The sequence below is a fragment of the Nostoc sp. MG11 genome (assembly GCF_014904695.1).
Taxonomy (GTDB): Bacteria; Cyanobacteriota; Cyanobacteriia; order Cyanobacteriales; family Nostocaceae; genus Komarekiella.
Map to the genome: position 1 here is coordinate 20,686 of NZ_JACXXN010000007.1, position 12,690 is coordinate 33,375.

A 12,690-nucleotide genomic window follows, 5' to 3' on the forward strand; every position below is an offset into this window, starting at 1 on the left:
ATTTTGTTCGTAGTGAGCAATTTATTGCTCTGCATAAGGCTTTAAAGGGCTAAAGCCCCTGACTACAAGCTTTTATCTTGCAAAAGAAAATGGGTATGGTAGCAAAACCATACCCATTTTTATGATTTCCCAACAGCTATTACAGCTGCGGTACGTATTGCTGTTTTTCTGGCACATCAGTGTACTCAGCTACTATTTGGCGGAATTCTTCGCCGTCAATAGTCTCTTTTTCGATGAGCAGATCTACTAAGCGATCAGTGACCGTGCGATGGTCACGTATAACCTTCTTGGCTGTTTCGTAACAATCTTCGACGATCGCCCGGACTTGGCCATCGATGCGGGAGGCGATGGATTCAGAATATTCTGATCGCGTTGTCCAGTCACGACCTAAGAATACTTCTCCTTGTTGGCTTTCCAGTGACAGCGGACCTAGGTCAGACATTCCAAAACGTGTCACCATCTGCCTTGCCATTCCTGACAACTGCTGCAAGTCTCCACCTGCACCTGTTGTCACTTCCGCAGGGCCAAAAATCACTTCTTCGGCGGCGCGACCACCCAAAGCGCCTGTAATCCTGGCTTTGAGTTGAGAACGGGAGATTAATCCTTGTTCTTCGTTGGGAGTAAACCAAGTTAAACCTTGTGCTTGTCCTCGTGGGATCAGAGTGACTTTCTGCACAGGGTCGTGGTCTTTTAACAAAGTTCCAACTAAAGCGTGTCCGATTTCGTGGTAAGCAATTAAGCGCTTGCTCTTGCTGTCTACCAAGGGAGTACCTTCCATCCCTGCGACTACTCGATCAACAGCATCATCGATTTCGCGGAGGGTGATCGCTTCTTTGCGTCTTCTGGCGGTGAGAATGGCAGCTTCGTTGAGTAAGTTGGCTAAGTCAGCGCCAGTGAATCCGGGAGTGCGGCGAGCGATCGCATCTAGTGATACGCTTGCGTCTAGTTTCTTGTTGCGTGCATGAACTTGCAAGATTTCCAAACGCCCTTTAATGTCTGGTGCATCAACAGTTACTTGGCGGTCAAAGCGTCCTGGACGTAACAATGCTGAGTCTAATACGTCGGGACGGTTGGTAGCAGCAATAATAATGATGCCAGTATTACCTTCAAAGCCGTCCATTTCGGTTAGCAGTTGGTTGAGAGTTTGCTCTCTTTCGTCGTTACCGCCACCGATCCCAGCACCCCGTTGCCGTCCAACGGCGTCGATTTCATCAATAAAGATAATACAAGGAGCGTTGTCTTTAGCTTTCTTGAAAAGGTCGCGTACACGGGATGCACCTACACCAACAAACATTTCCACGAATTCCGAACCAGAAATGCTGAAGAATGGTACACCTGCTTCACCAGCGATCGCTTTTGCTAAGAGAGTTTTACCAGTTCCCGGAGGCCCTACTAACAGCACTCCTTTAGGAATGCGTGCGCCTACAGCGGTAAATCTTTCTGGCTGTTTAAGGAAGGTGACAACTTCTTGCAGTTCTTCTTTAGCTTCTTCAATGCCTGCTACATCGTCAAATTTGACGCCAGTTTTTGCTTCCATTTGGAAGCGAGCACGGGATTTACCGAAGTTCATCGCTTGACCTGGCCCGCCGGGAAGGTTGCTAGAGCGCCGGAACAAAAAGAACAATCCAGTAATCAATAAAATTGGGAAAATAAGATTGCCCAATAATCCCCAAATTGCGCCATCGTTCCGCATGGGGTGAGCATCGAAATTGATTCCTTTTTGTTTGAGCTTGCTAATTAACTCAGGAGCGTTAACAGGCAGATCTACCCGCCACCGTTGTGTACGATTTTCGATATCTTGATCAGCGGCTTCGACAATTGCTGTTCTACCGCCTTCGTACAGATCCACATTGGTAACGCGATCGGCGTCTAAGTATTCTAGAAAGCGACCATAGGTCATGCGGGTATTGGCGGCATTCTTACTCATATCGGCAGGAGCGCCAGCAAATGCCCCTTGCCAGAAGAAAAAGCCAATTACCAAAGCCGGCAACGTCCAGAGTACTAGGACTCTCCAAGAGAATTTCATTTTAATTTGCCTTTAGATACCTATACAACTCATCAGCTTTAGCAACCGAATGGTTCATCACTCTGTCACTATATAGCTGTGAAACGGATATTTATAAATCCATTTTGTTTAATTTGATGTCTTATATGCACTGCCATAGAACCACTGGGGCATTACGACGATGCTATCAAGAATCTTAATCAAATTTAACTTAATTTTAATACAGCTTGGATAAACAAGCAGAGAATTTCAAATGAAAGCGTCATAAGGTGACGCTGCTTAAATCGTCGTAGAAGCTAAAAATCAGCAATATTGAATAGCAGATACATAAAATTAGCGATCGCTTGGGCGTTGTCTGAAACACAATCAACCAAACTTTATGCGGAATTTTACTGAGAAGTTTAGCTCAACTTGCTTACCAGCAAAATAAAATTTATTCAGTAAATATACGATAAAATAAAAGAAAACTTAAGTGTGCTGTTATTCTTCCTCTATGCCTTTACCTACTTAATTTCTGTTGTAATTTGTAGAGTGTAAGGAAGATACTTGCCTTGGTTATAGGAACCAACCCAAATTTGGTAACTTCCAGGAAGCCATTCACCAATAATACCGGAATTTTTGCCATCAAAATCATCATTGCACCAAGTACCACCGGGGCCCTTAACAATCATGGTGGTGTCTTCAGGACTTTGCACTTGCAGCCTCAAGTAGTCAAATTTACTTGTTAATACCAAAGTATGGTCTGGTGTTTCATCAACAAATCCATTACAAGGGCCCGTGGCTGTCTCGCCTCTTCCGGCCACTTGGTTCCCAGATACTAAGCCACCACTCATACCGCGAACTATCATGGGGTCTGGAGAAAATTGGCGATCAATGGTGACATCTCCAAATATGGTTGGCATTTCCTCAGCATCAGATGTGGTATTAATTGCCGATGTCATGAAGAGTATAACCATCATGAAAGATATTCTCATTCCTCTATTGAGTGTTTTTTTTCGCATTGTAATTAAGTTCGTTCCTAAGTGTTATTAAAGACATGAATTTTACACACTTAGTTCCTAATATTAATATGAGGATAATTGACTACTTGTTTCAAGTTTAAGATTTATTGTTTCTATGGTTGCTCTAACTTATGGATAAGGACGCACAAACAAATGTGCGTCCCTAACATCTCAAATATTTCTAAAAATTAGAAGCGATCGCTAATTGGCTTCTGTTATGGCTCTATTCAAGCGCAGCTTGTCTAAACCGATCTGATTGAGTAGTAACCAGGATTGGATGAGGTCAGGGCCATGAACATCTCCGGTTAAGGCTGCTCGGAGCGATCGCATGACTAAGCCTTTTTTAACGTTTTGCCCTTTTACCACTTGTTTAATAATGTCCTGAGCAGAGGCTTCCGACAGTTGCGGTTGGTTTTCTAAGGCTGTAATTATACCCTGGATTGCTGTAGCAGAACCTTCTTGCTTGAGTTGTGTACTGGCTTCATCGCTAAATTCAATGTCGCTGAAAAACAGTTGTGTCATTGGTACAGCATCCACTAGACGAGTCAAGCTCTGGCTAATTAAAGCTACTAGCTGTTCTAGCCAGGGGCGAGTCCGTCCGCCATCAAATTGATACCCAACTGCTTGCCAAAAGGGTATGAGTAAATCTGTGAGCTTATCTACTGGCGTACTGTGAATATACTGACTATTCAACCAATCTAGCTTTGCCCAGTCAAATTTTGCGCCTGCTTTATTCACGCGCTCAAAGCTAAACTCTTTGGCTGCTGCTTCTAAAGTAAATATTTCTTGAGTTGAGTCTGGGGGCGACCAACCTAGCAATGTCATGTAATTTACCAAAGCTTCAGCAGTAAAGCCCAATTGCTTAAAGTCAAATATTGAAGTAACACCATCCCGCTTAGAAAGCTTGCGCCCATCCATATTCAAAATTAGTGGCGCGTGGGCAAAATCAGGTATGTTTGCACCCAAAGCTTCATAAAGTAGAATTTGCTTGGCGGTATTGGCGATGTGATCTTCTCCCCGGATGACATGGGTGATTTGCATATCGATGTCATCCACTACAACTACAAAGTTATATAGTGGTTGACCACTACCTTCTTCTGAAGCACGGGCGATGACCATATCTCCACCCAAATCGCTACCTCGCCAAGACATCTTTCCCCGTACTAAGTCATTCCAGACAATTTCCCGCCCATCTTCGATTTTGAAGCGAATCACATAAGAGCGACCTTCTGCTTCAAAGGCGGCGCGTTGTTCTGGGGTGAGGTTACGGTGACGATTGTCATAGCGGGGTGCTTCGTTTCTGGCTTTCTGAGCCTCTCGGAGAGCTTCTAGTTCTTCAGAGGTGGTATAACAGCGATAAGCTAATCCTTGATCTAACAGTTTTTGTACTGCTTCTTTGTAAAGATCTAAGCGTTGGGATTGAAAAAGTGGCCCTTCATCCCAGTTTAGTCCCAGCCAGCGCAGCCCTTCGAGAATATTTTCAGTGTATTCGGGACGCGATCGCTCCAGGTCTGTATCTTCTATTCGCAGGATAAATTTCCCACCGTGGTGGCGAGCAAACAACCAGTTAAATACAGCTGTTCTGGCTGTACCAATATGTAAATTGCCAGTCGGACTTGGAGCAATACGGACTCTAACAGTCACAGTTAATTCTCTCTTTTGCAAAAAATGATAAATCTTAGCTTATGACTAAGCCTTGGTTTTGAGTCCTTAGAGATGCGATTTATCGCGTTTGTACTGAGTCTAAGAACTGTTGACTTTGCGTCATCACCATTACCTATGTCTAATTTATATAATACTCAGGACTCAAAATTTATGAATCTAGAACGGGACTGACGGGGCTCGAACCCGCAACTTCCGCCGTGACAGGGCGGTGCTCTAACCAATTGAACTACAGTCCCTTAATTGGCAACTTTGTTATTATGCCTATTTTTTTCTTATTTGTCAAGTACTAAAGCCAATGCCTTTAGGTTAAGGGGTATAGGGTATTGGTAATTTTTTCCCTATGCTAAAAAAATACGCTCCTTGTCGGCGTAGTTTTTGAAATCAAATATGCCCTGATACTACAACCTGGGGCTTTGATTCCAAACGCTGTAACATTTGGGATTGCATTTGCTTATACTGCTGCTTTAACAGGTGTTTGCTTAAATGAGGTTGAGAAGAGGGTGGTAGGTTTTGACTCTGTTTTGTCCAAGTTTTTAACATTTGCTGCTGAGTTGGATCGATGTAGCTACTGAGAACATTAGTACAGGTATGTGGTGCTTCTAGAGTAAAGAAAATCAAAGGGTAGTGTTCATTTTCAGCTAGAGACTGCACCAGCCTACGATTTTGGAGATTTTGCATATCTAGGTAGCAGGGTAGCCACTTAGGAGTCAGTTGCTGATTGTAGAGTAAAGTTACCCAAAGTAGCATTGGGTGTGGAGATTTGATGAAGATAAACTGGTTGTAACGGTTAGAAAGAGTATGGTTTTTAATTTCCTGTTTTGGCAACATCAGCCATAGTGCTGCTACAAATTCTTGTTTTATATCGAGAAGTCGGGAAAATACAATTTCTTGAATTGGTTTATCCTGGGGCCAGAGAAGTTGCCAACAGGTTTGTTCTACTGTGGTAGATAAACCAGAAACTAAGGGGCTGCTGGGGATAGATTTGGCAGGTAAACTTTTAGAAAAACTGAGATAGTCAGGCTGTCCTAAACTTTCTAATACGCGCAATATTTGGGCGATATTTTGCGGGCGATCGCTTGCTTTTTTAGCAAGACAAGCCATGATTAAATTATCTAGCTCTTGAGGTAATTTGAGAGCAGGATTAACATCTGCGATCGCTTGTGGTGGTTCAAAGTGATGCGCTTTATACCAAGCACCAAAGTAGTCGGTTTCTGGTTGCCAGGGTTTTTTACCTGTCAGCATCTCAAACATCATTACACCTAGGCTATAAATATCAGAACGACTATCTAGTTTTTCCCCATCTAGTTGTTCCGGTGAGCAATAAGGTAAAGTGCCATTAAATCCTCTGCTAGTGCTGGCAGTTGATGTATAGTTTAAAAACTTGGCAATACCAAAGTCTAAAATCTTAACTAATTTATCTAATATTGGATCAGGAATAACCAATATATTTGCAGGCTTAATATCTCTATGAACTAATGGATAAACTTTGCCATCAATATTAATACCTTGATGAGCACACTGCAAACCTAAACAAATCTGGCGCAAGAGTGTTACAAACATTGGCAATGACAGCGGAATCAAATCTTTTAAACTCTTACCGCATAGATATTCCATGACGTAGAACGGTTTACCTTTTTCGCTCACACCATAATCATACGCCCGCACAATATGTACACTTCTTTGGCTTAAAGCTGCACTCATTAAAGCTTCACGAGCAAAGTCTTGTTGCATCTTAGTATTAGCAACAGTCTGAGCCAAAAATTTGATAGCAACTGGTGTTCCCCCTAACAAAATATCATCGGCTAAAAAAACTTCACCCATGCCACCGCTACCAATTAACTGCTTGAGTTGATAACGATTAGCAAGCAACCCCGTATTACTTAGAGACGCAAATGGGCTTTTATTCACTTTAATAACCTCTGCTACTGACGCAATTCAAAATTATAAATTACAATCTAAAAGTTTTATCATCTACTATAGCGAAAATCTTCATTTCTTATAATGAAGTTTCAATGATTTGACAAAAGTTTAAAAAAAATCCCTAATAATTTATTCATCCAATCTTTTAAACTTACTTTTTCACTTGTTTGATGCATTACCAATTTTCGTATTATATCCAATTTGAGCTTTTCATACTCTGCTTTGAGAATGCTTTTAGCTTGCTTAGGCAGAATACAATTATTTGATTCTTGACTCATATCTAACCAATCTGCAAGTTGTTGGCGCTGACTAGCTGTGAGATTTAAAGTCATTACGTGGGAGCAGCGATTTGGGTTTTCTAGAGGGAAAAATAGAAGATGGTAGTAACCTGTTTCTGATAAAGATCGCACTATTTTTTCCCCTTTATTATCTTTGAAATCTAAGAAATAAGATAACCATCTAGTTAGAGAAAGCTGGGCATCATATAGTACTGTTACCCACAACAACATTGGGTATAAATTCATTTTAGTAATAAATTCAGTGCCATGTGTTTTATCTAAAAACTTTGCAATCTCTTGTTTAGGTAACATTGCCCAGAAAGTGGGTATAGTGCCCTGAGATGTAGTTAACAAACAGGGAAAGCCAATTGGGGCAATTGGTTTATTTTTAGGCCAATTTCTCTGCAAACACTCTTTTTCTGATAATGACGTTACTGGTACTAATTGCACTGGAGAAACAAATTGAATGTTATCGCTTTTAGTAACAATATCAGTCTTTGTCTGTATCTGAAATTTTTCTAAAATGTCTAATATCTGGCTGATATTTTGAGGGCGATCGCTTACTTCTTTAGCTAAACAACTCATCAATAGTTTTTGTAATTCTTGCGGTATTTTTACTTGCGGATTGACTTCTTCAACTGTAGGTGGTGTCTGAAAACGATGTGCTTGATACCAAGTCCCAAAAGAGTTACTTTTTGTCTGAAATGGATGTTTTCCTGTTAACATCTCAAACATCAGCACTCCCAAACTATAAATATCAGATCTTACATCTAGCAGTTTGCGTCCTTCCATGTGTTCTGGAGAACAGTAAGGTAAACTGCCGATAAAAGAATCAGTCAGCGTCATCCCACTCCGCTCTGTTAAAAACTTGGCAATGCCAAAATCAAGTATTTTAATACTTTCTCTATGTTTGCTATCTTCGCTAATGAATATATTTTCTGGTTTAATATCTCTGTGAACAATCGGATAAATTTCTCCTTTAAAGCTGATACCTTGATGAGCGCATTGTAAACCTAAACAAATTTGATTACATATAGTCAAAAATTTAGATATTATTAAAGGTTGAATTTTCAAAATCTGTTTGAGATTTTTCCCCTGGAGATATTCCATTATATAAAATGGAACCTTTTCTTCAGTAACACCGTAACTTAATACGCGCACAATGTATTTACTTTTTCGACCTAATTGAGCGCCAATAAAAATTTCTCTGGCAAATCGTTGTGACATTTGCTGATTCGCCAAACTAAGTGATAAAATTTTTACAGCAATGGGCATACCACCTTTAGCAGCATCTTCTGCGAGGTAAACTCTACCCATTCCACCTTTACCAATTAAATCTTTAATTAAATAACGATTATTTAAAAACTTTCCGAGGTAAATATCTAATTCGGCTTTTTGCCTTACCATATTATCCAATTGATTTTGTGATTCTATATTTAATAAAATCTTGTTAATCGTTAATTAGATCTAAGACATATTTTAATGATTTTAGTAAATAAATCATTTCAGATAAAAATCACTACAAAAAAGGTTAAACATTATGTAACATATTTATTAAGTTACGTGGTTGAGGAATTTCACTGAAACGATAAATAGGTGAGGTTAAGTTGTGTCGTTTAGACCGTGAATACACAGAAACAAGCAAAAATAACTGAACAAAGTAAAGACGCGATCGCCTTTATCTTAGCGTTTGAGATTTGGGAAAAAACGGCGTAATAACCTGATTAACGGTGTTTCAATTTTGAGTTTAAAGGCTAGTATCTGTGTGCGTTGCAAAGGATTAAAGTTATTGTCGCTAACGAGAATTAATGCTTGCTGTCCATCAGGTAGCTTAGAACCAAGAGTTAAGCCTTCGATATTGTCTAGCAGCACATCTAGAGTCCTTAAATCTAACAGCAGTTTTTTCTGAACGGGTTTGATGTTTTTGGATTCAACCGCCAATAGGCTGTCAATATTGTGAATATCATCAGCTCCTTCTAAAGAGACTTGAAATAGGAAAATAGCAAATCCCAAGCCAGTAAAAGACCGCTCTAAACTCAAAAAGTGTCCTTGATTATCGAGTGCAAGTAAGTCAGGTAATCCACTAGCGAACTTGCCAGTTATATTTAAAAATGGTGTGACTGGTTCAGTTTGGTAAAGAAATTCCTTTTCTGGCTGGTTGGTAAGCAGATTGTATTGCAAAATCCGGCAAGAAGTACCAATCTTGGGTTTAGCTGCTAGTCCATCTTGAATTAGAGCATTTTCGGTAGCCGTGAACAGATGCTTTTTATCAGGTGTGATGGTAAGGCTTTCAAACGCCAAATTATTGCGGATACCTTGCTGACTAATCTGATCAGGCAAAAACTTTTTTGGTATGGGTAATGTGATAATTTCTTTACCAGAAGATAGTAAAAATTCTTTAATAAAAGGATTAATCAATTTTCCAGCATCGCCTTCCGAAGAAATGAATACAGTTGCTTTATTAGTTAAAGCAATACCTTCTGTATCGGTTTTGCCAGGAGAAAATGTTTGATTATTCTCATTTAATAATGTGGTTACACCGACAGGAACAACCCCGCCATTTTTTAGCGAACCTTTGCTGAGGTCAATTTTCAGGGTATATAAACGGACGTTGGCTTTTTGTCCACGGTCATCTGATATAGCATAATAAAGTTCATTTTTTGTGTCGTAGGTAATTCCAGATAATCCTCCGACTTCAGTTTTTTGGAAAGTTAATCCTTTTGTGAAAGAGGTTTCTCCGATCAACTCTATATCACTAATCTCAATAGCGCCTGTAGTTAACCTTGTGAATAAGAAGCTGATAGTTAAAATCGAGATAATAAAGTAAATAATTCGTGGCAAGGTGAAGATTTTTCTCATTAGCTGCATGGAAAGCTATTACTGTGTGAAAATCATAAATAAGATATCACGCTAAAGTTAACAGTCATTTACCAGCCTTAAAATATTTAAGCGAGTCGTCTACTATATTCATCCTGAACAAAGTTAACGAGCCAGTCTTTCACGCTGCGGGTAGCGCGGCAATCGTCTTCGTTGTAGCGTTGGATAATTTCTAGTAAGGTGCGATCGCCTGTTTGCAACCACTGGTCATACCAGTAAATACACTTAGCACCACTAGCTTCTTTGTCGCGCCATTCAAAGCCCAACCAACGGGCGATCGCTTTCAGGGCATAACTTTCTACGGGTAAGGCGACACTTTGCGTTAACTGTTCGTACACATCCACAAATCGGTTCAAGACGGGATGTACTGAGGAATACGGGGTGCGGTAAAGTTTTGCCAGTCGTTTGACTGTATCAAATTCATAAACACAAAAATGATAAATTGGCGCTTCGGGATATTGCCAAACTAAATCCAGAAATTGCTGCCAAATTAATTCTTCGTCTTCTGGTTTTTCTGCCATGAAGGAATAAAATTGTTCTGTGTTGGCTTTGCGATCAACGACTAAAATTCCTAAGAGATAATCTAAATCTAAGTCTGGCTGTGCCTCAATATCAAAGTAAAGCTCTATGGGTGCTGTGAATGTAATATCTGCTGTTGGTAGCGGGTAGGGTAAGATAAACGGTCGTCTGTCCAGTGCAGATTGAGCTTGTACTACTAGCTTGGGCGCTACTTGACTGTCGAAACCAAGCAGGTTTTCTAGGGCGGTGGGACTAGTGTTAGCCAGAGATTCCAGTGTGGTGATGGCGAGGGCTTGAAGTTGAGTGTAGCGAATGGGTGTTACTCCTGGTAACAATGAGAGATGTTTTTGAGATTGGGCGATCGCATAACATTGACTATACCAATGGCACAGATTACACTTTTGACGAGAAATAAACACCTCTGGCGCAGTCGGCGTTTCTAAAACTTGAATAAACTCCTCTAGAATCTGCTGCATCTGTGGCGTCCATTTGACCAAATCTACCGCATAACTTCTGTCTTTGGTTCGTAACATCAGCCAAGCTGTTCCGGGTGTAACTCCCTGCACTGTCGCTAATACTTGGGCGTGAAATGCAGCAACAACTTGATATTCTTGCTTGGGGCGCTTACCCAACTCAATACTCGCCGGGACGTAAACCCAATCTCCAAAGCAGGACTTTCCTGGCTGCTTGACGAGTAAATTTGGACGGCTCAGCAGGATGTATCCTTCAGAATAAGTTGCTAACAGCACTCCTTTATGAATGTACTCAGTACCACGCTGCATTAATTCTAAAGTCGCCGCTGCTCCCGCTTCCCAGTTTCCGTATGGATAATCTGGTTGGTGATAAGTCAATTTTGCCAAGATACTCAGCTGATGAGCGATTTTGTCTTGTTGTAGTTTCCACAGCAGCTCATTGGGAGCATCTCGCTGACTTTTGTCACCGTGAGTATCTAAGAAAGGTCGGCGCTTACAGCGTTGGTATTGTAGTAGGAGTTCGGCATTAATTAACATCCCTTTAAGTTAACAAGAATTTAGCATTCTCTGCGATAAACCCAGACAACTAATAATGGAGTGGGAGAATGGGAGAGCAGAGGAGAAATAAATTACTGACTCTTGACCCTTGACCCTTGATCGTTGACTTAATCCAAAATTTGTATGACTAGTATTTCTGTTTCACAAACTAGGTTGCATTCCCATCGAGAGCAATTTCCTGCTTTAGCAAATAAGACTTATTTCAACTACGGGGGACAAGGGCCGATGCCTCAAGGGGCGATGGATGCCATCACCCAAACTCAAGCTCACATCCAGCACATAGGGCCCTTTGGCAATGAAGCTTATCGCTGGATAGCTCCCCAGATTCAAGCTACCAGAGAAGCGATCGCCTCTGAGTTACATATACCAACTGAAACAATTACCTTCACTGAAAATGTCACTGTTGGTTGTAATATCGCTATATGGGGTATCGAGTGGCACGCTGGCGACAATATCTTGCTCTCCGATTGCGAGCACCCAGGTATAATTGCCACTGCACAGGAAATTAGCCGCAGATTTGCTGTAGAAGTTACTACCTGTCCTTTAATGGCAACTTTAAATGAGGGCGACCCTGTGCAAGTCATTGCCCAATACTTGCGCCCTAATACCCGCCTGGTAGTACTAAGTCATGTCTTCTGGAACACGGGCCAAGTTTTACCCATTGACAAAATAGTTGAAGTATGCAAAAAGAATAACTCTTCATTGCTAATTGATGCTGCCCAGTCTGTGGGTGCATTGCCTTTAAACTTAACGGAATTGGGGGTAGATTTTTATGCTTTCACAGGACACAAGTGGTTATGTGGGCCGGCGGGTGTGGGTGGTTTATATGTCAAACCAGAAGTACGAGAGAGCTTGAAACCTACGTTTATTGGCTTGCGTGGCATTGTTGTCGATAGTCAATCTCAGCCTGTGGATTGGCTTCCAGATGGGCGACGATATGAAGTGTCTACATTAGCTTATCCGCTATATGTCGGGTTAAGGGAAGCGATCGCAATTCATCAGCAATGGGGAACGTCACAGGAACGTTATGAGCAAATTTGCCGTAACAGTGATTACCTCTGGCGAAAGTTGATAGCTTTACCCGATGTCAGATGTTTGAAGACTTCCCCACCCCAAAGCGGTATAGTCTCATTTCAACTTACCAAGCAGCCCCAAGCAAGTCTCAAGTTAGTGCAATTTCTAGAGTCACAAAAGATATTAACTAGGACAATTGCCAACCCTAACTGTATACGCGCTAGCGTCCATTACTTTACTTTAGAATCGGAAATTGACCTATTAGTTGAGGCGATTCACAGTTTTTGCAAAATCAGTTAAGGGTTATGAGTTATCAAATAGAAATTATGATTTTAATTCCTACTTCCTAGCTCGAACCATGCCAAGGTGTAACTTCAAAT

General features: G+C 41.0%; 8 protein-coding genes and 1 tRNA gene. 1 reads left to right on the forward strand and 8 read right to left on the reverse strand.

What is annotated here, in order from left to right:
* Positions 1-139 precede the first annotated feature (139 nt).
* From ftsH2 to HCR01_RS12735, 8 genes are all read right to left on the reverse strand, one after another.
* Entirely contained in the window at positions 140-2,026 is a 1,887-nt protein-coding gene (ftsH2, locus tag HCR01_RS12700) for an ATP-dependent zinc metalloprotease FtsH2 (RefSeq protein ID WP_193196546.1), read from the reverse strand.
* Between the two features lie 482 nt (positions 2,027-2,508).
* Positions 2,509-3,006 (reverse strand): hypothetical protein, encoded by a 498-nt coding sequence (locus HCR01_RS12705; RefSeq protein ID WP_193196547.1) that lies wholly within the window; start codon positions 3,004-3,006, stop codon positions 2,509-2,511.
* A gap of 201 nt (positions 3,007-3,207) precedes the next feature.
* A complete protein-coding gene (gene gltX, locus HCR01_RS12710) occupies positions 3,208-4,650 on the reverse strand; it encodes a glutamate--tRNA ligase (protein ID WP_193196548.1) in 1,443 nt (480 codons plus the stop codon).
* Between the two features lie 183 nt (positions 4,651-4,833).
* Positions 4,834-4,907 (reverse strand) — tRNA-Asp (locus HCR01_RS12715).
* A 145-nt stretch (positions 4,908-5,052) separates the two neighbouring features.
* A complete protein-coding gene (locus tag HCR01_RS12720) occupies positions 5,053-6,579 on the reverse strand; it encodes a serine/threonine protein kinase (protein WP_193196549.1) in 1,527 nt (508 codons plus the stop codon).
* Positions 6,580-6,680: 101 nt separating this feature from the next.
* Positions 6,681-8,276, reverse strand: a complete 1,596-nt coding sequence (locus HCR01_RS12725; RefSeq protein ID WP_193196550.1) for a serine/threonine protein kinase — start codon at positions 8,274-8,276, stop codon at positions 6,681-6,683.
* A 276-nt stretch (positions 8,277-8,552) separates the two neighbouring features.
* On the reverse strand, positions 8,553-9,737 hold the full coding sequence (locus HCR01_RS12730) for an esterase-like activity of phytase family protein (RefSeq protein WP_193196551.1): 1,185 nt from the start codon (positions 9,735-9,737) through the stop codon (positions 8,553-8,555).
* Between the two features lie 77 nt (positions 9,738-9,814).
* Positions 9,815-11,275 (reverse strand): TM0106 family RecB-like putative nuclease, encoded by a 1,461-nt coding sequence (locus HCR01_RS12735; RefSeq protein ID WP_193196552.1) that lies wholly within the window; start codon positions 11,273-11,275, stop codon positions 9,815-9,817.
* Between the two features lie 144 nt (positions 11,276-11,419).
* Here HCR01_RS12735 and HCR01_RS12740 point away from each other — a divergent pair, with 144 nt between their 5' ends.
* Entirely contained in the window at positions 11,420-12,610 is a 1,191-nt protein-coding gene (locus tag HCR01_RS12740) for an aminotransferase class V-fold PLP-dependent enzyme (protein ID WP_193196553.1), read from the forward strand.
* Positions 12,611-12,690: the final 80 nt, after the last annotated feature.

Coding starts and splice junctions, on each gene's coding strand:
- ftsH2 (WP_193196546.1), bottom strand. CDS start 2,026: ATGAAATTCTCTTGGAGAGTCCTAGTACTCTGGACGTTGCCGGCTTTG.
- HCR01_RS12705 (WP_193196547.1), bottom strand. CDS start 3,006: ATGCGAAAAAAAACACTCAATAGAGGAATGAGAATATCTTTCATGATG.
- HCR01_RS12740 (WP_193196553.1), top strand. CDS start 11,420: ATGACTAGTATTTCTGTTTCACAAACTAGGTTGCATTCCCATCGAGAG.
- HCR01_RS12725 (WP_193196550.1), bottom strand. CDS start 8,276: ATGGTAAGGCAAAAAGCCGAATTAGATATTTACCTCGGAAAGTTTTTA.
- HCR01_RS12735 (WP_193196552.1), bottom strand. CDS start 11,275: ATGTTAATTAATGCCGAACTCCTACTACAATACCAACGCTGTAAGCGC.
- HCR01_RS12730 (WP_193196551.1), bottom strand. CDS start 9,737: ATGCAGCTAATGAGAAAAATCTTCACCTTGCCACGAATTATTTACTTT.